Raw genomic sequence first — 20,113 nt, 5'->3', positions numbered from 1 at the left:
CGCCTTTTTTTCAATCGCGTCTTGAACATCGCAGCGCGGAACCAAGCGTCGCCGTATTCCGTCGCCCACGAATTTTTATGAACAATATTCGCAATTTTTCCATCATTGCCCATATCGACCACGGCAAATCGACGCTGGCCGATCGCATCATCCAGCTCTGCGGCGGCCTGTCCGACCGCGAAATGGAGTCGCAAGTGCTGGATTCGATGGCGCTTGAGCGCGAGCGCGGCATCACGATCAAGGCGCAGACCGCGGCGCTGACCTACAAGGCGCAGGACGGCGTCACCTACAACCTGAACCTGATCGACACCCCGGGCCACGTCGATTTCAGCTACGAGGTCAGCCGCTCGCTGTCTGCCTGCGAAGGTGCGCTGCTGGTGGTCGACGCCTCGCAGGGCGTCGAGGCGCAGACGGTGGCCAACTGCTACACCGCGCTCGATCTTGGGGTCGAGGTGGTGCCGGTCTTGAACAAGATCGACTTGCCGTCGGCCGAGCCGGAAAACGCGATTGCCGAAATCGAGGAAGTGATCGGCATCGCTGCCAGCGACGCCGTGCGCTGCTCGGCCAAGACCGGCCTTGGCGTGCCGGACGTGCTGGAAGCGCTGATCGCCAAGGTGCCGCCGCCAAAGGGCGACCCGGCGGGGCCCTTGCAGGCGCTGATCATCGACTCCTGGTTCGACAACTACGTCGGCGTCGTGATGCTGGTACGCATCATGAACGGGACCCTGCGGCCGAAGGAAAAGATCCTGCTGATGGCGAGCGGCTCCCAGCATCTGGTGGAAAGCGTCGGCGTCTTCACGCCGAAATCGGTGGCACGCGAAGCGTTGTCGGCCGGGCAGGTCGGCTTCATCATCGCCGGCATCAAGGAACTGAAGGCGGCCAAGGTCGGCGATACCGTGACGCACGCCGCCAAGCCCGCCGCTGAACCTCTGCCGGGCTTCAAGGAAGTGCAGCCGCAGGTGTTCGCCGGCTTGTTTCCGGTCGAGGCCAACCAGTATGACGCGCTGCGCGATTCGCTGGAAAAGCTGAAGCTGAACGACGCTGCGCTGCAATACGAGCCGGAAGTGTCGCAGGCGCTCGGTTTCGGTTTCCGCTGCGGCTTCCTCGGCCTGCTGCACATGGAGATCGTGCAGGAGCGGCTGGAGCGCGAATTCGACATGGATCTGATCACCACCGCGCCGACCGTGATCTACGAAGTAGTGCTGCGCGACGGCTCGACCATCATGGTCGACAACCCGTCGAAGATGCCCGACCCGTCGAAGATCGAGGAGGTACGCGAGCCGATTGTCACCGTCAACCTGTATATGCCGCAGGAATACGTCGGTTCGGTGATCACGCTATGCACCCAGAAGCGCGGGATTCAGCTCGACATGAGCTACCACGGCAAGCAGGTCAAGCTGACCTACGAAATGCCAATGGCCGAAATCGTGCTGGATTTTTTCGACCGGCTGAAGTCGACCTCACGAGGCTACGCCTCGATGGACTACGAATTCAAGGAATACCGCTCGTCCGACGTGGTCAAGGTCGACATGCTGATCAACGGCGAGAAAGTCGACGCGCTGGCAATCATCGTGCACCGCGCCAACAGCCAGTTCCGCGGCCGCGCGGTGGCGGCCAAGATGCGCGAGCTGATTCCGCGCCAGATGTTCGACGTCGCGATCCAGGCCGCGATCGGCGCCAACATCATCTCGCGTGAAAACGTCAAGGCGCTGCGCAAGAACGTGCTGGCGAAATGCTACGGTGGCGACATCAGCCGCAAGCGCAAGCTGCTGGAAAAGCAGAAAGCGGGCAAGAAGCGGATGAAACAGGTGGGGTCGGTGGAAATTCCGCAGGAAGCATTTTTGGCGATTTTACAAGTGGACGATAAATGAATCTGCAATCGGTGTTGGGAAATTTTGCGCTGATCCTGTTCGTGCTGATGGTTGGCACCGGCATCATCTGGTGCCTGGACGTGTTCTACCTGGCCAAACAGCGGCGCGTGAAGGCAAACGCGGCGCTGGCGGCATTCGACGCGCGCAATGCGAAACTGGTGGCCGACGGCGTCAAGCCGGAAACCAGCGGCCGCGCCACGCTCGAAGCCAATCTCCTGCGGCAGCCGACCTGGATCGAGTATTCCGGCAGTTTTTTCCCGGTGATCGCACTGGTATTTTTTCTGCGTTCGTTCCTGTACGAACCGTTCAAGATTCCATCCAGCTCGATGGTGCCGACCCTGCAGATCGGCGATCTGATCCTGGTGAATAAATTCACCTACGGCATCCGGCTGCCGATCATCAACAAGAAAATCATTGAAATAAACCATCCGCAACGCGGCGATGTGATGGTATTCAAATACCCAAAGGACGTGTCGCTTGATTACATCAAACGGGTAGTTGGTGTGCCTGGTGATAAAATTGTCTATAAAAACAAACGTTTAACGGTGAATGGTAAAGCGATTTCTTATGAAAAACTGCCGGATTACCTGGATGAGGAGCATTTGAATTATTCACAGCAGTTCCAGGAAAATCTATCCGGCGTCGAGCACAGGATTCTGAACGACGAGCGGGCGCCGTCCTACGTCCCGAACCCTGATGCGTTTCCGCAGCATGAATTGTGTACCTACGATATCGAAGGATTCGCCTGTACCGTGCCGCCCGGGAATTACTTCATGATGGGCGATAATCGGGACAACAGCCTGGACAGCCGCTACTGGGGCTTCGTGCCGGATCAGAATATCGTCGGCAAGGCGTTTTTTGTGTGGATGAACCTGGGTAACTTGAAGCGCATCGGCAGTTTCCAATAATCGCAATCAGGAGGGAGAGGCAATGGCATACATTTCCGGCAGCAGGCAGCGCGGCATGACGCTGGTTGGCCTCATCTTCGTGCTGGCGATTCTGGGTGCGATCGGCGTCCTCGGCCTGAAAGTGGTGCCGACCGTGGTCGAGTACTTCTCGATCAAGAAGGCGGTTGCCAGCGCCAGAACCGCAGGCGGCAGCGTGCACGAAATTCGGGCGGCGTTCGATCGGCAAACCGATGTTGGCTATATCGATTCCATTTCCGGCAAAGACCTGGAAATTTTCAGGGATGGCGACAACTTTGAAATCAGCTTTGCCTATCCGAAGAAAATCCCGTTATTCGGCCCCGCCAGTCTGTTGATCGAATATGCCGGAACCACCGCAAGATCGGCAAACGGGAAAGCCGTGCAGTAAATCACAAGCGACGAATCGAATGGAACTCATGGTACTGGAACAACGGCTGGGTCATACCTTCCGGCAGGCGGCGTTGCTGCAGCAAGCGTTGACCCACCGCAGTCACGGCAGCGTCCACAACGAACGGCTGGAATTCCTCGGCGATTCGGTGCTCAACTGCGTAGTTGCCTCATTATTGTTTGAACGCTACCCCGAGATCGACGAGGGCGACCTGTCGCGCGTGCGCGCGAACTTGGTCAAGCAGCAATCCCTGTATGAAATTGCGCAGCGCCTGGACGTACCGCATTTTCTTCGCCTGGGCGAGGGCGAGCTGAAGTCGGGCGGGTTTCGCCGGCCGTCGATCCTGGCCGATACGCTGGAAGCGCTGTTCGGCGCGGTGTTCCTGGATGCCGGCTTTGATGCCGCCCGCGGCGTGATCCGCGCACTGTATATCCCGATTCTCGATACCGTCGATCCGAAAACCCTGGGCAAGGATGCCAAGACCCTGTTGCAGGAATATCTGCAGGGGAAAAAAATCGCCTTGCCACAATACAACGTGGTGGCCACCCACGGCGCTGCGCATAACCAGGAATTCGAGATCGAATGCCTGGTGCCGAAGCTGGATATCCAGGTATTCGGCGCCGGCGGCAGCCGTCGTGCCGGCGAGCAAGCCGCCGCCAAGCTGGCGCTGGAGGCGGCGCAAGCCGCCCTGATGAAAACTCCTGGCGCTGGCCGCAAAAGCAAGCCGCGCGCGGCCCAGTTGAAACTGGCGGGCATCGCGACGATACAACCGGAAGCGCCGCCAGCCGGCAAGGTGGCAGTCCGCACTGCAAAGGCCGAATCCAAAACCGGGGTTGAGCCGCAAAGCAGCGAGGCACCGCCGGTGCCCAATGCCGACGCGGGAACGCTCAGGAAAACCGCCGCCAAGGCGCCGATTGCCGATGGCAGAGGCGCGGCTCCGAACGACATTGGGCCGCACGGCCCGGGCCAGACGAAAAAAGCATGACACCCATCCACCACGCATCCGATTTTCGATGCGGCTATATCGCCATCATCGGCCGTCCGAATGTCGGCAAATCGACGCTGATGAATGCGCTGATCGGCGCCAAGGTCAGCATCACTTCGCGCAAGGCGCAAACCACGCGGCACCGGATTACCGGTATCCAGACCACTGACGATACCCAGTTCATCTACGTCGATACCCCGGGTTTTCAGACCCGGCATTCGAACGCGCTGAACAAGACGCTGAACCGCACCGTCACCAATACCCTGACCGGGGTTGACCTGGTGTTGTTCCTGGTCGAGGCGGGTACCTTTGGCGCAGCCGACCAGCAAGTGATCGACCTGCTGCCGGCCGGCGTGCCGGTGATACTGGTGCTCAACAAATCGGATCGGGTCAAGGACAAGGCGGTCCTGCTGCCGTTTGCGCAGCAAATCGCCGCCAAGCATGATTTCGCCGCGGTGGTGCCTGTTTCCGCCAAGCTCGGGTTCCAGTTGCAGAACCTGCAGGACGAAATCCGGAAGCGCCTGCCGGCCAATCCGCCGGTGTTCGGCGCCGACGACATCACCGACCGCAGCGAAAAGTTCCTGGCCGCCGAGATCGTGCGCGAAAAAGTGTTCCGCTTCGTCGGCGACGAGTTGCCCTACACCAGCACGGTGCTGATCGAAAAATTCGAGCAGGAAGGCGACCTGCGGCGCGTGTTCGCCGCGGTACTGGTCGAGCGCGATACCCACAAGGCGATGCTGATCGGGCATAAGGGGGCGCGCCTGAAGGAAATCTCGACCCAGGCCCGGCTCGACATGGAGCGCCTGTTCGGCGGCCCGGTCTATCTGGAAGTTTGGGTCAAGGTGAAATCCGGCTGGGCCGACAACGAAGCCGGCTTGCGCGCCTACGGCTACGAATAAACGCGGCATTGCATGAACGTCATTGCCACCGCGCCGCGTTCCAGCATTGTTGCGCCGCCGCCGGTAACGGCGGAGCGGGCGGCGGAAAACCCGCCCAGGCCGGCAAGGTCCGGCGACCGACTGCATCGGATCAACCATCAACCCGGTTTTGTCCTGCACAGTTATCCGTACAAGGAAACCAGCCTGATCGTCGATGTCTTTACACGCGATTACGGCCGGATCGCGCTGGTTGCCAAAGGCGCCAAGCGCCCTTTGTCGAAATTGCGCGGTGTGCTGCAAACCTTCCAGCCCTTGTCGCTGAGCTGGAGCGGCAAATCCGAAATCCGCACCCTGATCTCGGCCGAGTGGGTCGGCGGCTTGCCGCCACTGGAGAGATCGGCATTGCTGTGCGGGTTTTATCTGAACGAACTGCTGGTCAAGCTGGTGGCGCGCGACGACCCCCATCCCGCCTTGTTCGACCACTATGTCGCGACGCTGAACCAGTTGGCACATCAGGAACCGGCGCCGATCGTCTTGCGCCAATTCGAGCGGGCGCTGCTGAAGGAAACCGGGGTCGCCGGCGATTTCACCGTATGCACCAGTACGCGCCAGCCGGTTGACCCAAACGTCGAGTATGTGGTTGACCCCGAATCCGGGCCGCGCCTGGCGCGGGCGGCCGATACCTGGCCGCGCGTCAGCGGGAAAACACTGCTGGACATGGAGCGCGAAGACTACAGCGATGCCGTCACCCAAGCGCAAAGCAAGGCGTTGATGCGGTTTTTGCTGGCGCATCATCTGGGCGGCGCGCCCCTGAATACCCGACAGATTTTGATTGACCTGATGCAGTTGTGAGATGCAGATCGCGAAGACCAAATAGATCCGATGAAAAATATCCCCTGGGCCAGCGTCGCTGCCGGTTTTGTGACGGTGCTGGTCGGCATCACCAGTTCCGCCGTCATCGTCTTGCAGGCGGCTTCGGCCGCCGGCGCCACACAGCAGCAAATCAGTTCATGGATGCTGGCGCTCGGACTGGGCATGGGGCTGACCTGCATCGGCTTGTCGCTGCGTTACCGCGCCCCGGTCGTTACCGCCTGGTCGACCCCGGGCGCCGCCTTGCTGGTGACCAGCCTGTCCGGGATTCCGATGCCGGAAGCGATTGGCGCTTTCATGTTTGCCGCCGTACTGGTCACCGTGTGCGGCGTCACCGGCTGGTTTGAACGCGCGATGGACAAGATCCCGCTGTCGATTGCGGCAGCCATGCTGGCCGGCATCCTGGCGAATTTCGGCATGAACGTGTTTGTCGCGATGAAGCCGCAATTCGTGATGGTGTTTGCGATGTTCATCGCCTATCTGCTGTGCAAGCGCTGGTTGCCGCGGTACGCCATCATCGTCGTGCTGACGATCGGCACGGCGCTGGCGGCCGCTCAAGGCCTGCTGCATTTCGAAAATTTCCATTTCGCGTGGGCGGCGCCGGTATTCACGATGCCGGGTTTTTCCTGGTCCGCCATCATCGGCGTCGGCATTCCCTTGTTCGTAGTGACGATGGCGTCGCAAAATGCGCCGGGGGTGGCAGTCATCCGGGCTTCGGGCTATAGCACGCCGATCTCGCCCTTGATCAGCTGGACCGGACTGGTCACGCTGCTGCTGGCGCCGTTCGGCTGCTTCTCGCTCAACCTGGCGGCGATCACGGCCGCCATCTGCATGGGCAAGGAAGCGCATGAAGACCCGGCCAAGCGCTATTGGGCGGCGGTCGCTGCCGGCGTGTTCTATTTGCTAGTCGGGATCTTTGGCGCAACCATCGGCGCCTTGTTTGCCGCGTTCCCGCAAGAGTTGGTGTTGGCGATTGCCGGCTTGGCGCTGTTTGGCACGATCGCCAACAGCCTGACGGTGGCGATGGCTAGGGACAGCCAGCGCGAGGCGGCGTTGATCACATTTCTCGTGACCGCCTCCGGCGTCACGCTGTTTGGCATCGGCGCGGCGTTCTGGGGACTGGTCGCCGGCGCGCTGGCGTTCTTCGTGCTCAACTGGAAGCGGCTTGACGAACAGCCGTCGCGGCTGCATCAGCCTGCTGCGCCGAAGGCGGCATCGCCCCAGACTTTGCCGTTGCGGCAGAATTAATCGAAAATCGACATCCGACAAGAATTTCTTCATCCATCCCTTCATCCGATGAGCTATCTGAATCCAACTTCGCCGATCATCGACCTGGGCGTCAATATCGACCATGTCGCCACCTTGCGCAATGCGCGCGGCACCAGCTACCCCGATCCGCTCAAGGCCGCGCTCCTGGCCGAAGAGGCCGGCGCCGACGCCATCACGCTGCATCTGCGCGAGGATCGGCGCCATATCCGCGACGCCGACGTCGAAGCGATCCGGCCGCAACTGCGCACGCGCATGAACCTGGAAGCCGCGGTCACGGCCGAAATGCTCGACTTTGCCTGCCGCATCCGACCGCAGGACGTCTGCCTGGTGCCGGAGCGACGACACGAAGTAACGACCGAAGGCGGGCTCGACGTGCGCAAGTATTTCAGCCAGGTGCAGGGCGCAGTGCGGCAATTGCAGGCGGAGGGCATCCGCGTCAGCCTGTTCATCGATCCGGATGCCGAGCAGATCCAGGCCGCGCAGGAGAGCGGCGCGCCGGTGATCGAACTGCATACCGGGCGCTATGCCAACGCCGCGCCCGGCGCCGAACAGCAGGCGGAACTGGAGCGCGTGCGGCAAGGGGTGCTGGCCGGTGTACGGCATGGCCTGAAGGTGAATGCCGGCCACGGCTTGCATTACACCAACACGCAGGCGATCGCCGCGATTGCCGACATCACCGAATTGAATATCGGCCATGCGATCGTCGCCCAGGCGTTGTTTGTCGGCTGGGAAAACGCGGTACGCGAGATGAAGGCGCTGATGGTGGCGGCGCGCCTGCAGGGTGTTCAGTGAAACGGAACGGCGCGTGATCTACGGCATCGGCACCGACATCGTCCAGATTGCCCGCATCGAGGCCGCACTGGCGCGCAACGGCGAGCGCTTCGCCGAAAGAATCCTGGGCGCCGAAGAGCTGGAAAAATTCCGCCGCCGCAAGGCCAAGGTCGAGGCGCGCGGGATTCGCTTCCTGGCCACGCGCTTCGCCGCCAAGGAAGCGTTTTCCAAGGCGATCGGGCTTGGCATGCATATGCCAATGACGTGGCGGGCAATGCAGACCCTGAACGCCGCCAGTGGCAAGCCAGTGGCGGTGACCAGCGGCGCCTTGCGCGAATTCATGCAAGACAATGGCCTGAGCGCCCAGGTATCGATCAGCGATGAAGCCGATTATGCGGTGGCGTTCGTGATAGTGGAGAAAAATGAAAACTGACAACAAGGCCGGCATCGATGCCGCAAACATGCCGCTCGGCCCGGTGATGCTGGATGTGATTGGCACCAGCCTGAGCGAAGACGATCTGCGGCGCATTCGCGATCCCCTGACCGGCGGCGTGATCCTGTTTGCGCGCAATTACCAGAGCCGTGCGCAACTGACGGCATTGACCAGCGCGATTCATGCCGCGCGGCCCGGGGTCCTGATCGCGGTCGACCACGAAGGCGGGCGCGTGCAGCGCTTCCGCAGCGACGGCTTTACCCGCTTGCCGGCGATGCGCCGGCTGGGCGAATTGTGGGAGCGCGACGTGCTGGGCGCGACCCGTACGGCGACTGCGGTCGGCTTCGTGCTAGCGGCGGAATTGCGCGCCTGTGGCGTCGACCTCTCGTTTACGCCAGTGCTGGACCTGGATTTCGGCGCTTCCAGCGTGATCGGCGACCGCGCCTTCCATGCCGATCCGCGCGTCGTCACGCTGCTGGCGAAGAGCCTGAATCACGGCTTGGCGCTGGCCGGCATGGCCAATTGCGGCAAGCATTTTCCCGGGCACGGCTACGTGCAGGCTGATTCGCACATCGCGATCCCGGTCGATCCGCGCGGCCGCGAGGAGATTCTGGCGGCTGACTGCGCACCCTACGACTGGCTTGGCATGAGCCTGGCGGCGGTGATGCCGGCACACGTGATTTATCCGAAGGTGGATTCGAATCCGGCCGGTTTTTCAAAGAAATGGCTGACGATTCTGCGCAAACAGATCGGCTTCCAGGGCGTGATCTTCAGCGACGACCTCAGCATGGAAGGCGCCAGTGTCGCCGGCGATGTGGTGGCGGGAGCCAGCGCGGCGTTGGGCGCCGGCTGCGACATGGTGCTGATCTGCAATGCGCCGGACAAGGCCGACCGCTTGCTGGCCGGCCTGCCGCGGCGCTACCGGCAGGGCGCCCAGGCGACGGCATCCGCGGCGCGGGTGGCGGCGCTGCTGCCTTCGATGCCGGCGCTTGACTGGGATGCGCTGCAGGTGGATACGCGCTATCGTGCTGCCGGAAAATTGCTGCAGGCGCTGGATGCCGCCTAATGCTGCTTCAGGCATTGGTGGAGTATGCTCAAATATGTAAATTTTTATGGCCGGAATAGAGTCAATTGTCTGGGAGTATATGAGCTTTGAGAGTTGATTTGCCGAAAGCGATTGAAGCGCGTGGCGCAGCCCCCGACCCCATTGCCCGGCGGGCGGGTTGATCATGGCTGAGCTGCCGGCCGATCCGCGCGCCGAGGTACTGGCAATCGTCGCCAAGCTGCCGCATCTGCCCGGCGTCTACCGCTATTTCGATGCCGCCGACAAGGTGCTGTACGTCGGCAAGGCGCGCGACCTGAAAAAGCGGGTCTCCAGCTATTTCCAGAAAACCCTGGCCAGCCCGCGCATCGCGATGATGGTCGAGCGCATCGCGCGGCTGGAAACCACGGTCACGCGCAGCGAAGCCGAAGCGCTGATCCTGGAAAACAATCTGATCAAGGCGCTGCAGCCGCGCTTCAACATCCTGTTCCGGGATGACAAGTCTTACCCGTACCTGAAGATCACCAACCACGAATTTCCGCGCATGGCGTATTACCGCGGCGCGGTGGACAAGAAGAGCCAGTATTTCGGGCCGTTTCCCAGCGCCTGGGCGGTCAAGGAAACCATCCAGATCTTGCAGAAGGTGTTCCACCTGCGCACTTGCGAAGACAGCGTGTTTGCCAACCGCACGCGGCCCTGCCTGCTGCACCAGATCGGCCGCTGCAGCGCGCCCTGCGTCGGCCTGGTCAGCCGCGAACAGTACGCGGCCGACGTCGAGAACGCCATCAAGTTCCTGCGCGGCCGCCAGAGCGAGGTGCTGCACGATCTGCAGGCCCGGATGCAGGCGCTGGCGGCCGAGCTCAAGTTCGAGCAGGCGGCGCTGGTGCGCAACCAGATCAGCGCCTTGTCGCGCGTGCTGCACCAGCAAAGCATGGATACCGGCGGCGATGCCGATATCGATATCCTGGCGGTGGTGGTGCGGGGCGGGCGCGCCTGCGTCAATCTGGCGATGGTGCGCGGCGGCCGCCACCTGGGTGACCGCGCCTATTTCCCGAACGCCGTCGACCAAGTCGCGGCGGAAGGCGAGGAGGTGCTGCCGGCCGAAGTGCTGAAGGCCTTCCTGGCGCAGCATTACATCGACAAGTTCATTCCCGGCACGCTGATCGTGAATGTCGAATTCGACGAGCCGGCACTGATGCTGGCGCTGGCCGAGCAATGCGGGCATCGCGTGCACCTGGTGTTCCAGCCGCAGGAGCAGCGCCGGCGCTGGCTGGAGATGGCGCAGAAGGGCGCCGAGATGGCGCTGGCACGGTTGTTGTCGGAACAGGGGTCGCAGCAAGCGCGCACGCGCGCGCTGGTCGAGGCGCTCCACATCGAAGTGGATGACGTCGAGCAGTTGCGTATCGAATGTTTCGACATCAGCCACACCCAGGGCGAGGCCACGCAGGCATCCTGCGTTGTGTTCCACCACCATGCGATGCAAAACGGCGAATACCGGCGCTACAACATTGGCGGCATCACGCCTGGCGACGACTATGCGGCGATGCGCCAGGTGCTGATGCGCCGCTATGAAAAGGTCGCCAACGGCGAAGGCCTGATGCCGGATATCGTGCTGATCGACGGCGGCCGTGGCCAGGTCGAAATCGCGCGCCAGGTGTTGGCGGAACTCGGGCTGGACATCGGCCTGATCGTCGGCGTGGCCAAGGGCGAGGGCCGCAAGGTCGGGCTGGAGACCCTGGTGTTCGCCGACGGCCGGGCGCTGCGCGAACTGGGCAAGGAATCGGCCGCGCTAATGCTGATTGCGCAGATTCGCGACGAGGCGCACCGCTTTGCGATCACCGGCATGCGCGCGCGCCGCGCCAAGACGCGCCAGGCTTCGCAACTGGAAGAGATCGAAGGGGTTGGCGCCCGGCGCCGGCAAAAGCTGCTGGCGCGCTTTGGCGGGCTGCGCGGCGTGCAGGATGCCAGCGTCGACGATCTGGCCGCGGTGGAAGGCATTTCACGCCAGTTGGCGGAAGAGATTTATCGGCAGTTGCACTAAAAATCCAGAACTGCGAGGGCAGCACCAGTCGCCCGCAAGCGGCCGCAGCGCGGGCAATGCACGCGCTTGGCGTTGCCGGGTCATAATATGCGGGCCGAATTGCCATGCGATCGGTCTGCAGCCGATAATGAAACACAAAACCAAACCTATGCCGATCAATATTCCAATTCTCCTGACCTGGCTGCGCGTCGCGCTGATTCCGCTGGTGGTGGGCGTGTTCTATCTGCCCGACTCCTGGCTGTCGCCGTTCGATAAGGGCATTGCCTCCACCGCCGTCTTCATCATCGCCGCTGTTACCGACTGGTTCGATGGTTTTCTGGCGCGCCGCTGGAATCAAACCTCCGCGTTCGGCGCCTTTCTCGATCCGGTCGCGGACAAGCTGATGGTGGCCGGCGCGCTCCTGGTGCTGGTTGAATTCGGCCGAGTCAATGCGGTTATCGCCTTCATCATCATCGGCCGTGAAATCGCGATTTCAGCGCTGCGCGAATGGATGGCGCAGATCGGCGCCTCGAAGTCGGTGGCCGTCAGTTCGCTCGGAAAAATCAAGACCACGGCGCAAATGGCGGCGATTCCGATGCTGCTGTTTTACGGTGATCTGTTCGGCATCATCGATACCCGCATCTGGGGCCAGTGGCTGCTGGGGATCGCCGCGCTACTGACCGTGTGGTCGATGTTCTACTATCTGCGCCGCGCATGGCCGCTGATCAAGGAGCGCGCCGGACACCTGATTTAGTCATGGATTTGCTTGACAAAAACGGGGGCTGCTTTATAATACGCCCCTGTTGTGAACGCGGGAGTAGCTCAGTTGGTAGAGCGCAACCTTGCCAAGGTTGAGGTCGAGAGTTCGAGACTCTTCTCCCGCTCCAGATTCGAAAAAAGGAAGCTCGACGCTTCCTTTTTTGTTGCGCAAAATTCGCGCGGCGAGTACCAGGTTTTATGCGGGAGTAGCTCAGTTGGTAGAGCGCAACCTTGCCAAGGTTGAGGTCGAGAGTTCGAGACTCTTCTCCCGCTCCATTTTTCCGCGGGGCGATGGCACGCTTTCGATTTCGCGGTTACAATGACGGCCCCAAGGCGGGGTAGCAAAGTGGTTATGCAGCGGCCTGCAAAGCCGTAGACGCCGGTTCAATTCCGACCCCCGCCTCCATTCTTCGCCAATCCGTTTCTACCTAATCAGCAGCGCTTCTGGTGTACTGCCATCTTTCCGCTTTTTCGCGTTGCGCCGCTCTGGTTTACTCCACCCTGATTTTCAAAGGTTGCATCCGTGCTTTCCACCGCTAACATCACCATGCAGTTTGGCCCCAAGCCGCTGTTTGAAAACATCTCCGTCAAATTTGGCGAAGGCAATCGTTATGGCTTGATCGGCGCCAACGGTTGCGGCAAATCGACCTTCATGAAGATTCTTGGCGGCGACCTGGAGCCATCGTCGGGAACCGTGATGCTGGACGCCAACGAACGGCTGGGCAAGTTGCGCCAGGACCAGTTTGCGTTCGAGGAGATGCGGGTGCTGGACGTGGTGATGATGGGCCACACCGAGATGTGGGCGGCGATGAGCGAGCGCGACGCCATTTACGCCAACCCGGAAGCGACCGACGACGACTACATGAAGGCGGCCGAACTGGAAGCCAAGTTCGCCGAATACGATGGCTACACGGCGGAGGCGCGCGCCGGCGAACTGCTGCTCGGGGTGGGCGTGCCGATGGAACAGCATCAGGGGCCGATGAGCAATGTCGCGCCCGGCTGGAAATTGCGCGTGCTGCTGGCGCAGGCGCTGTTTTCCAACCCGGACATCCTGTTGCTGGACGAGCCGACCAACAACCTCGACATCAATACGATTCGCTGGCTGGAGGACGTGCTGAACCAGCGCGATTCGACCATGATCATCATTTCGCACGATCGCCACTTCCTGAACCAGGTCTGCACCCACATGGCCGACATGGACTACGGCACGCTGAAGGTCTATCCGGGCAACTACGACGACTACATGTCGGCTTCGATGCAGGCGCGCGCGCAATTGCAGGCGGCGAACGCCAAGGCCAAGGAAAAGGTGGCGGAGCTGCAGGATTTCGTGCGCCGCTTCGCTGCCAACAAATCGAAGGCGCGCCAGGCCACTTCACGCGCCCGCCAGATCGAGAAAATCAAGGTGGAAGACGTCAAGCCGTCCAGCCGGCAGAACCCGTTCGTGCGCTTTGACGGCGAGAAGAAACTGCACCGGCTGGCGGTAGCGGTCGAAGGCATCAGCAAGAAATATGACCGCGTCATTTTCAAGGATTTCAACATCACGGTGGAAGCCGGCGAAAAGATCGCGATCATCGGTGCCAACGGTGCCGGTAAAACCACCTTGCTGCGCTGCATCGGCGGCGAGCTGTGCGGCCTGCAGCCGGATCGCGGCAGCGTGAAGTGGGCCGAAAACGCCAATGTCGGCTACATGCCGCAGGACCCGACCGAGGATTTCGCCAGCGACCAGAACCTGACCGACTGGATGGGGCAGTGGACGCAGGAAGGCGACGACGATCAGGCTGTGCGCTCGATTCTGGGACGCCTGCTGTTTTCCGGGGACGACGTCAAGAAATCGGTGAAAGTGCTGTCCGGTGGCGAGAAGGGGCGCATGATGTACGGCAAGCTGATGCTAGGCCGGCACAACGTGCTGCTGCTGGACGAGCCGACCAATCACATGGACATGGAATCGATCGAGTCGCTCAATATCGCGCTGGAAAAATATGCGGGCACGCTGATTTTCGTTTCGCATGACCGGGAGTTCGTATCTTCGCTGGCGACCCGCGTGCTGGAAGTGCGGGAAGATGGAATTGTCGATTTCCAGGGCGGCTACGAAGACTATCTGAGCAGCCAGGGCATCGAATAAATTTCGATCGGCATGCAAAAAAAGCGCGGCGAAGATTTCTTCGCCGCGCTTTTTTTATAAGGTCATGTCAACTGCGTGCCGCTAGCCCGCATGCGTATCCGATCCTAGAATCGTGGTGTGCGGCGGTGCCGTTTCGCCAAGGTAGAGCAACTGGTCAAGCCGGTCGCGCAGGCTGCGCGCCATCTCATTGCCCTTTGCTTTCAATACCGCTTCCAGGTAAGGGCGGCGCAGGGCGCGGAAATCTTCAATCGATTCGGCGCGCTCGACCTTCAGTTGCAGCCCGTAGCCGCGCAAGCCGATGGTGCTCTTGATGGTCTCATTGTAAAAATGATAGATCGCCTCGAACTGGTTCTCACCGGCTGGCAATACCGGATTTGCCGCAGCGGTCGCTGCAGGCGCCGCCTCGTCGACGGCAGTGCTGGCCGGCGCCTTCATCATGTCCGGCACCGCTTCCTGGATGAAACCCGCCTCCAGCAATTCGGCGATGCTGTGTTCGTCCAGTCCGAGGCCGGCGACTTTTTTCAGCAGGTCACTGACATCCTGCTTGCCGTCGATCAACACCAGCAAAGTCCGCAGGCGCGGGGCAAGCCGATAGCAACGCGTGGCGATTTCCTCGCGGCCCTTGTCGGTCTTGTCGAAAATGGCGTTGATCATGGAGTGGGAAGAGTGCGGTGGGGAAATACTACGTCAGATCGCCAAGGGTCGCAACCGCTTAATTTTTTGGGCAAAAGGGTTAAAATCAGACCCCGCGCAACAGTAAGCGTCGCGGCGCGCCGTGTGCGCGGTTTCCAACCTTGAATCTGATCTGGATTGCCATGTCGTCCCAACCCGTCAAAATTGTCGAATTCGAGCTTCCGCATCTGGATAACAGCGGCAGCAGCATTGCCCAGGCCTGGGCGCGTACCCCGGCACCATTGGCGCCTGCCGAAAAAGCCGCCCTCAAGCAGCGCATCCGTGAATTGCTGAAGGAAAAACAGGCAGTGCTGGTCGCGCACTATTATGTCGACTCCGACATCCAGGATCTGGCCGAGGAAACCGGCGGCTGCGTTTCCGACTCGCTGGAAATGGCGCGCTTTGGGCGCGACCATCCAGCGCAGACGCTGGTGGTGGCAGGCGTCCGTTTCATGGGCGAAACCGCGAAGATCCTGAGCCCGGAAAAAACCGTACTGATGCCGGATCTGGACGCTACTTGTTCGCTTGATCTCGGCTGCCCGGCCGACCAGTTTTCGGCATTTTGCGACGCCCATCCGGACCGCACCGTGGTGGTCTACGCCAATACCAGCGCCGCGGTCAAGGCACGCGCCGACTGGATGGTGACTTCCTCGATCGGCCTGAAGATCGTCGAGCACCTGCATGCACAGGGCAAGAAAATCCTGTTCGGGCCGGACCGCCATCTGGGCGACTATATCCGGCGCCAGACCGGCGCCGACATGCTGCTGTGGCAGGGTTCGTGCGTGGTGCACGACGAATTCAAGGCGATCGAACTGGAGCTGCTGAAGAAAGAGCATCCGCAAGCCAAGGTATTGGTGCACCCGGAATCGCCGCCGGCGGTGATCGCACTGGCCGACGTGGTCGGCTCGACCTCGGCGATGATTGCCGCCGCGCGCGACATGGATGCGCCGGAATTCATCGTCGCTACCGATCGCGGGATCTTGCACAAGATGCGGCTGGCAGCGCCGGGCAAGGTCTTCATCGAAGCGCCGACCGCCGGCGACAGCGCCACCTGCAAGAGCTGCGCGCACTGCCCGTGGATGGCGATGAACGGCTTGCAGGGCGTGGCCAACGTGCTGCAAACGGGGCGTAATCAGATTCACGTCGATCCGGAAATCAGCCGCCAGGCGGTGGTTTGCATCGACCGCATGCTGGCGTTTGCTGCCCAGCAAAACATGAACGTGCGCCCAACGGCTGACCTGGCCAAGGAACAGCAACTGTTTGCCGGCGTTGGTCCGGCATGAGTCGTTCTCTCGATAATCCGTTTGCCCCGTTCGATCCCGCGCTGGACATCGCGCTGGCATCGAACATCGCCGCCGCGGTGGCCGAAGATATCGGCAGCGGCGACTTGACCGGCCTGCTGGTGCCTGCCGGCGAGCGGGTGCGGGCGCGCGTGCTGGTGCGCGAAGCCGCCATCCTGTGCGGCGCGCCGTGGTTTGCCGGCGTGATGCGCGAAATCGATCCCGAGCTGCAGATCGACTGGCGCTATGCGGAAGGGGCGACGATGAGCGCCGATAGCGAAGTCTGCATCATCGAGGGGCCGGCCAGGAGCCTGTTGACTGCCGAGCGCAGTGCGCTGAATTTCCTGCAACTGCTGTCGGGCGTGGCCAGCGCCACGCGCCGCTATGTGGCGGCCGTGGCGGGCACCGGCGCGACGATTCTCGACACCCGCAAGACCTTGCCAGGCCTGCGGCTGGCGCAAAAATACGCGGTGCGGGTCGGCGGCGGCGCCAATCAGCGCCTGGCGCTGTATGACGGCATCCTGATCAAGGAAAACCATATCGCCGCTGCCGGCGGCGTCAGCGCCGCGGTGCGCGCCGCACAGGCGCTGAATGCCGGCGTCACCATCCAGGTTGAAGTCGAAACGCTGGCGCAGCTGGACGAGGCTCTGGCAGCCGGCGCGCTATCGGTGCTGCTGGATAACTTCAGCCTGGATGCGATGCGCGAGGCGGTGCGCGCCACCAACCGGCGCGCGCTGTTGGAAGCTTCGGGCGGAGTCAGCCTGGAAACGGTGCGCGCGATCGCGGAAACCGGAGTGGACCGCATCTCGATCGGCAGCCTGACCAAAGACGTGCGTGCCACCGACTATTCGTTGCGGATCCTCGGGCCGGCACCAGTGTCCACCATCGCTGGTTTGGCGGCTTAGCGGATTATCAAGGTACCTGCCGCACCAGAGCCCCTTTGCCGCCCGATGGGCCATTCCCGACTGTCCACGTCGAGGATGGTGAGTTCGGCACGGTAGTGGGGCGCTTGCTATCGCCGATTCGTTGGGTATGCATAATCGGACCCACCAACTTGACGGCAAGCCGTAATGCGCTGGCCGGATGCCAGATGGCATCCACTCCAGTTGTGCATCGGTTTCCCGGAAGCGGCGCTGGGGCCAGAGGGCTATCCATCGTCCTGCGTTTATTCGAAGTGCGACCCTGCTGCGGCGACCTGTTCAAGTGGAAACAATTGTGCGGCGGTGATTTCATTTAGGGCATACCTGGCGCGGCGTTCATGTGCCCTGTCCGCAATGACTGATAAATATCAATATGGGGAAGAGTGACCGACTCTAAGTTTGATCATAGGTTGGAGTTCGCTATTGATTTCCACTCGCAACCGTTGCCGATCAATCTCCAGGAGTCTCAATATGAAAAATAGTATTGGCGTATATCTGCTTGTTGCTGGAATGGCGCTATGCAGTCAAGCAGCACTCGCTCAGCAACAGCGCGGGACAGACCTCGGCAAGTTTATATTCGACGTAAACTGCGCGAGTTGCCATGGCGCGAGTGGCAAGGGGAATGGGCCGATGGCGGAAGAGCTGCGGCGGACGCCCACGGATCTGACCCAACTGGCGAAAAACAACCAGGGCATTTTGCCGGCGGCGCGCATGTTTGAGGTGATTGAAGGCAAAAACGTGCCGGCCCACGGCACGCGGGAAATGCCAGTATGGGGCAGGGAGTTCATGATTGAGGACGCCCGCTACTATCGGGAAGCGCGTAGCGACTATGACTCTGCCGCTTTGGTTCGGGCGCGCATCCTGACGCTAATCGAATATATCAATCGCATTCAAGAGCGTTGACTGGGGATGTCGCTTTTGCGCTCGATGCCGGCCGGACGGATTCTTCATCCACTCCGACATTGAGCAGTCCGATCGCGCGGCAGCCGCCGCGCGCACCGCCCTTTGCGTGAGTGCGATCGTGGCAGGCATCTCACGCCTCACGCCGGCATGAACCGATCCAAACCCCGACGGAGCGTCTGCTGGCTCAGGCGCATCTCGATTACCGGCCTGAACTGGTGGCGATCGATCTGGCGTCGATCGCGCGCCTGGCGCGCAGGCGATGGCGCCAACTGGCGGTGGCTACTCTTTTATTCAGGCCAAAGCACCCGGTGAATTGCGCTGAAAACCATATACTCCACTAAACAATGGTTATTTTCCGCCATATAATGGTTGATTTTTGAATATACCCCATGCTTATTAGTACTTGCGGACGGGCGCCAGCACCGTCGGTAGCGCCTTCGCCAGTGTCTGCGGATAGTCGAGGCTGTAATGCAATCCGCGGCTTTCATGCCGCATCAGCGCGCTGTTGACGATCAATGCAGCGACGTCGACCAGGTTGCGCAATTCCAGTAGGTCGCGCGTGATGCGGAAATTCCGGTAGTACTCGTCGATCTCTTCCTTCAGAAGCGCGATCCGGTGCTGGGCACGCTCCAGCCGCTTGGTGGTGCGTACGATGCCCACGTAGTTCCACATGAAGCGACGTAGCTCTTCCCAGTTGTGTGCGATCACCACTTCCTCGTCGGCGTCGGTGACGCGGCTTTCGTCCCAGGCCGGCAGCACGATTGCCTTTTGCTTCGGTTGCTGTTCGATGTACTGGGCGGCGGAACGGCCGGTTACCAGGCATTCCAGCAGCGAATTGCTGGCCAGCCGGTTGGCGCCGTGCAGGCCGGTGTACGAGCTTTCGCCGACCGCGTACAGTCCCGGCAAATCGGTGCGGCCCGAGATGTCGGCCACCACGCCGCCGCAGGTGAAATGCACCGCCGGTACCACCGGGATCGGCTGCTTGCTGATGTCGATGCCAAGTTCCAGGCAGCGCGCAAAAATGGTCGGAAAATGTTCCCGCAAAAATTCCGGCGGCTGGTGGCTGATGTCGAGGTCGACATGATCCAGCCCGCGTTTCTTCATTTCAAAGTCGATCGCACGCGCCACCACGTCGCGCGGCGCCAGTTCCGCGCGCTGGTCGTGCGCTGGCATGAAGCGGGTGCCAGCGGCGGCGCCGGCTTCCGCCGGCAATTTCAGCAAGCCGCCTTCGCCGCGCACTGCTTCGCTGATCAGGAATGATTTGGCGTAGGGGTGGTACAGGCAGGTCGGGTGGAACTGGATGAATTCCATGTTGGCGACGCGGCAGCCGGCGCGCCAGGCCATCGCGATACCGTCGCCGGTCGCGGTGTCGGGGTTGGTCGTGTACAGATAGACCTTGCCGGCGCCGCCAGTGGCCAGCACCGTGTGCTCAGCCGCCACGGTCAGCACCTTGCCGGTCTTGACGTCCTGCAGGTACAGGCCGAGGCAGCGCGGCGAAACGGTTTTCGGATCGAGTTTGGCCGAGGTGATGAGGTCGATTGCGCAGTGTTCTTCCAGCAGCGTGATGTTCGGATGGGCACGCGCTTTCTGCTCCAGCGTCACCTGCACCGCATGGCCGGTGGCGTCGGCGGCGTGGATGATGCGGCGCTGGCTGTGGCCGCCTTCGCGCGTCAGGTGATAACCGAGTTCGGCCGATTCGTCGCGGGTGAACGGCACGCCTTGCGCGATCAGCCATTCGATCGCTTGCCGGCTGTGCTCGACGATGAAGCGGGTCGCGCCTTCGTCGCACAGGCCGGCGCCGGCGATCAGCGTATCCGAAATATGCTGCTCGACGCTGTCGTTGGAATCAAGCACGGCGGCGATCCCGCCCTGGGCCCAGTTGCTGGCGCCGTCCAGCAGCGAACGTTTGGAAATCAGGGCAACCTTGCGGGTTTGCGCGAGATGCAGGGCAACGGATAGGCCGGCCAGCCCGCTGCCGACGATGGCGACATCAAATTTCATGAA

The 20,113-nt window shown here is 61.5% G+C and carries 18 protein-coding genes and 3 tRNA genes; 19 read left to right on the top strand and 2 right to left on the bottom strand.

Annotated features, from left to right (window positions below):
• The first annotated feature begins 77 nt into the window (after positions 1–77).
• From lepA to ACK2VC_RS01315, 16 genes are all read left to right on the top strand, one after another.
• Entirely contained in the window at positions 78–1,871 is a 1,794-nt protein-coding gene (lepA, locus tag ACK2VC_RS01390; RefSeq protein ID WP_486731806.1) for a translation elongation factor 4, read from the top strand.
• Positions 1,868–2,779 (top strand): signal peptidase I, encoded by a 912-nt coding sequence (gene lepB / locus ACK2VC_RS01385; protein ID WP_486731805.1) that lies wholly within the window; start codon positions 1,868–1,870, stop codon positions 2,777–2,779. Before lepA ends, lepB begins: the two co-directional genes overlap by 4 nt.
• A gap of 22 nt (positions 2,780–2,801) precedes the next feature.
• Complete coding sequence (locus ACK2VC_RS01380) at positions 2,802–3,185, top strand: DUF4845 domain-containing protein (RefSeq protein ID WP_486731804.1); 384 nt, start codon at positions 2,802–2,804, stop codon at positions 3,183–3,185.
• A 19-nt stretch (positions 3,186–3,204) separates the two neighbouring features.
• The gene (gene rnc, locus ACK2VC_RS01375) at positions 3,205–4,170 is read left to right on the top strand and encodes a ribonuclease III (RefSeq protein ID WP_486731803.1); all 966 of its coding nucleotides are present in this window, start codon (positions 3,205–3,207) and stop codon (positions 4,168–4,170) included.
• Positions 4,167–5,069 (top strand): GTPase Era, encoded by a 903-nt coding sequence (gene era / locus ACK2VC_RS01370; RefSeq protein ID WP_486731802.1) that lies wholly within the window; start codon positions 4,167–4,169, stop codon positions 5,067–5,069. The genes rnc and era overlap by 4 nt, the downstream gene beginning before the upstream one ends.
• Before the next feature lie 12 nt (positions 5,070–5,081).
• Positions 5,082–5,900: a DNA repair protein RecO gene (gene recO, locus ACK2VC_RS01365; protein ID WP_486731801.1), complete on the top strand. Its 819-nt coding sequence runs from the start codon at positions 5,082–5,084 to the stop codon at positions 5,898–5,900.
• A 30-nt stretch (positions 5,901–5,930) separates the two neighbouring features.
• Complete coding sequence (locus ACK2VC_RS01360; protein WP_486731800.1) at positions 5,931–7,166, top strand: benzoate/H(+) symporter BenE family transporter; 1,236 nt, start codon at positions 5,931–5,933, stop codon at positions 7,164–7,166.
• A gap of 48 nt (positions 7,167–7,214) precedes the next feature.
• Positions 7,215–7,979, top strand: coding sequence for a pyridoxine 5'-phosphate synthase (pdxJ, locus tag ACK2VC_RS01355; RefSeq protein WP_486731799.1), 765 nt, complete (start codon positions 7,215–7,217; stop codon positions 7,977–7,979).
• Positions 7,980–7,992: 13 nt separating this feature from the next.
• Positions 7,993–8,391, top strand: coding sequence for a holo-ACP synthase (gene acpS / locus ACK2VC_RS01350; RefSeq protein ID WP_486731798.1), 399 nt, complete (start codon positions 7,993–7,995; stop codon positions 8,389–8,391).
• Positions 8,381–9,457, top strand: coding sequence for a beta-N-acetylhexosaminidase (gene nagZ, locus ACK2VC_RS01345; protein WP_486731797.1), 1,077 nt, complete (start codon positions 8,381–8,383; stop codon positions 9,455–9,457). Before acpS ends, nagZ begins: the two co-directional genes overlap by 11 nt.
• 163 nt (positions 9,458–9,620) lie before the next feature.
• The gene (gene uvrC / locus ACK2VC_RS01340) at positions 9,621–11,474 is read left to right on the top strand and encodes an excinuclease ABC subunit UvrC (RefSeq protein WP_486731796.1); all 1,854 of its coding nucleotides are present in this window, start codon (positions 9,621–9,623) and stop codon (positions 11,472–11,474) included.
• Positions 11,475–11,622: 148 nt separating this feature from the next.
• A complete protein-coding gene (gene pgsA, locus ACK2VC_RS01335; RefSeq protein WP_486733294.1) occupies positions 11,623–12,207 on the top strand; it encodes a CDP-diacylglycerol--glycerol-3-phosphate 3-phosphatidyltransferase in 585 nt (194 codons plus the stop codon).
• A gap of 57 nt (positions 12,208–12,264) precedes the next feature.
• Positions 12,265–12,340 (top strand) — tRNA-Gly (locus tag ACK2VC_RS01330).
• A 72-nt stretch (positions 12,341–12,412) separates the two neighbouring features.
• Positions 12,413–12,488, top strand: a tRNA-Gly gene (locus ACK2VC_RS01325).
• 56 nt (positions 12,489–12,544) lie between these two features.
• Positions 12,545–12,618 (top strand) — tRNA-Cys (locus tag ACK2VC_RS01320).
• Between the two features lie 117 nt (positions 12,619–12,735).
• The gene (locus tag ACK2VC_RS01315) at positions 12,736–14,334 is read left to right on the top strand and encodes an ABC-F family ATPase (RefSeq protein WP_486731795.1); all 1,599 of its coding nucleotides are present in this window, start codon (positions 12,736–12,738) and stop codon (positions 14,332–14,334) included.
• Between the two features lie 81 nt (positions 14,335–14,415).
• Here ACK2VC_RS01315 and ACK2VC_RS01310 read toward each other — a convergent pair whose 3' ends face one another.
• Positions 14,416–14,988, bottom strand: a complete 573-nt coding sequence (locus tag ACK2VC_RS01310; protein ID WP_486731794.1) for a hypothetical protein — start codon at positions 14,986–14,988, stop codon at positions 14,416–14,418.
• Between the two features lie 161 nt (positions 14,989–15,149).
• Between ACK2VC_RS01310 and nadA the strand changes: the two genes are divergently transcribed.
• The 3 genes from nadA (at position 15,150) to ACK2VC_RS01295 (ending at position 18,109) form a co-directional block, all read left to right on the top strand.
• Positions 15,150–16,289 carry a quinolinate synthase NadA gene (gene nadA / locus ACK2VC_RS01305; RefSeq protein WP_486731793.1) on the top strand — a complete coding sequence of 380 codons (1,140 nt, stop codon included), beginning with the start codon at positions 15,150–15,152 and terminating at the stop codon, positions 16,287–16,289.
• A complete protein-coding gene (nadC, locus tag ACK2VC_RS01300; protein ID WP_486731792.1) occupies positions 16,286–17,191 on the top strand; it encodes a carboxylating nicotinate-nucleotide diphosphorylase in 906 nt (301 codons plus the stop codon). The genes nadA and nadC overlap by 4 nt, the downstream gene beginning before the upstream one ends.
• A gap of 486 nt (positions 17,192–17,677) precedes the next feature.
• The gene (locus ACK2VC_RS01295; RefSeq protein WP_486731791.1) at positions 17,678–18,109 is read left to right on the top strand and encodes a c-type cytochrome; all 432 of its coding nucleotides are present in this window, start codon (positions 17,678–17,680) and stop codon (positions 18,107–18,109) included.
• A 396-nt stretch (positions 18,110–18,505) separates the two neighbouring features.
• On the opposite strand, the gene nadB is transcribed toward ACK2VC_RS01295, so the two are convergent.
• Positions 18,506–20,110 (bottom strand): L-aspartate oxidase, encoded by a 1,605-nt coding sequence (gene nadB / locus ACK2VC_RS01290; protein ID WP_486731790.1) that lies wholly within the window; start codon positions 20,108–20,110, stop codon positions 18,506–18,508.
• Between the last annotated feature and the right edge of the window lie 3 nt (positions 20,111–20,113).

It is taken from the genome of Herbaspirillum sp. WTB6 (assembly GCF_057457785.1).
Note: the sequence above shows the minus strand (reverse complement) of the source record. Positions and strands in the feature narration are given on the sequence as shown.

Bases quoted from the DNA above. Each gene is read 5' to 3' on its own strand.
- ACK2VC_RS01360 (WP_486731800.1), top strand. From the start codon at position 5,931: ATGAAAAATATCCCCTGGGCCAGCGTCGCTGCCGGTTTTGTGACGGTG.
- pdxJ (WP_486731799.1), top strand. From the start codon at position 7,215: ATGAGCTATCTGAATCCAACTTCGCCGATCATCGACCTGGGCGTCAAT.
- lepA (WP_486731806.1), top strand. From the start codon at position 78: ATGAACAATATTCGCAATTTTTCCATCATTGCCCATATCGACCACGGC.
- ACK2VC_RS01310 (WP_486731794.1), bottom strand. From the start codon at position 14,988: ATGATCAACGCCATTTTCGACAAGACCGACAAGGGCCGCGAGGAAATC.
- recO (WP_486731801.1), top strand. From the start codon at position 5,082: ATGAACGTCATTGCCACCGCGCCGCGTTCCAGCATTGTTGCGCCGCCG.
- ACK2VC_RS01295 (WP_486731791.1), top strand. From the start codon at position 17,678: ATGAAAAATAGTATTGGCGTATATCTGCTTGTTGCTGGAATGGCGCTA.
- pgsA (WP_486733294.1), top strand. From the start codon at position 11,623: ATGCCGATCAATATTCCAATTCTCCTGACCTGGCTGCGCGTCGCGCTG.
- nadA (WP_486731793.1), top strand. From the start codon at position 15,150: ATGTCGTCCCAACCCGTCAAAATTGTCGAATTCGAGCTTCCGCATCTG.
- ACK2VC_RS01380 (WP_486731804.1), top strand. From the start codon at position 2,802: ATGGCATACATTTCCGGCAGCAGGCAGCGCGGCATGACGCTGGTTGGC.
- lepB (WP_486731805.1), top strand. From the start codon at position 1,868: ATGAATCTGCAATCGGTGTTGGGAAATTTTGCGCTGATCCTGTTCGTG.
- nagZ (WP_486731797.1), top strand. From the start codon at position 8,381: ATGAAAACTGACAACAAGGCCGGCATCGATGCCGCAAACATGCCGCTC.
- nadC (WP_486731792.1), top strand. From the start codon at position 16,286: ATGAGTCGTTCTCTCGATAATCCGTTTGCCCCGTTCGATCCCGCGCTG.
- uvrC (WP_486731796.1), top strand. From the start codon at position 9,621: ATGGCTGAGCTGCCGGCCGATCCGCGCGCCGAGGTACTGGCAATCGTC.
- nadB (WP_486731790.1), bottom strand. From the start codon at position 20,110: ATGAAATTTGATGTCGCCATCGTCGGCAGCGGGCTGGCCGGCCTATCC.
- rnc (WP_486731803.1), top strand. From the start codon at position 3,205: ATGGAACTCATGGTACTGGAACAACGGCTGGGTCATACCTTCCGGCAG.
- era (WP_486731802.1), top strand. From the start codon at position 4,167: ATGACACCCATCCACCACGCATCCGATTTTCGATGCGGCTATATCGCC.